The sequence below is a fragment of the Vibrio sp. Y176 genome (genome assembly GCF_033438945.1).
In genome coordinates this window covers 1-673 of the sequence record NZ_JAWOQS010000593.1, presented here as the reverse complement: position 1 = coordinate 673, position 673 = coordinate 1, and the positions used below count along the sequence as shown (strand labels likewise).

1 protein-coding gene is annotated in these 673 nt (G+C 47.0%); it reads left to right on the top strand.

Annotation, left to right across the window (positions count from 1 at the left end; all coding sequences use genetic code 11):
* The coding region (locus tag R7O13_RS27485) for a LysR substrate-binding domain-containing protein (RefSeq protein ID WP_318305278.1) at nucleotides 1–673 on the top strand (673 nt) is incomplete at both ends.

Below are 673 nucleotides of genomic sequence, written 5' to 3'. Positions count from 1 at the left end.
TAGAAGACATCAGCCCGGCTATTAGCTCAATTGCGATGGCGAGTCAAAAGGTGCGAGAAGGGGATAAAGGCAGTATTCGGTTAGCGATTTACAGCTCGTTGGCAGTGAAGTGGTTGATCCCACGTTTGGCAGACTTTAAGCGCTTGTATCCTGAAATCGACCTCACACTCAATATGGTCGCGGGCGATCCAGAGCAAACGGACAGCGTGGGCGACTGCTTTATTACTGTGCAAAAACCGAAACGAAACTATATGGCGGTTAAGCTTTATGCTGAAACGCTGTACCCAGTTTGTAGCCATAAAATTTGGAAAGAAATCCAAGACCAATCTATCCCCGACGCACTGTGGCAATATCCCATTCTCTCTACAGATTCTATTTATCGTGAACGAGGGAAAGATTGGGCCGAATGGTGCAAAGCGGGTGGTTACACGTTACCAAATGATGTCGATGTTCAGCATTTTAGCCACATGCTCTTGGCGATCGAGGCTGCAAGGTACGATCAAGGCATCGCGTTTGCCAATGACTTCATGTTGAACGAGCGAGATAAAGCACAAGACTTGGTTTACATCCCATCTCATGGTTTAGAAACCGGCGACAGTTTTTATTTTGTGCACAAGAAGAACCGAGCAAAGCAGGCCGAGATCGTCAAACTGACCAACTGGTTAAAGCAGCA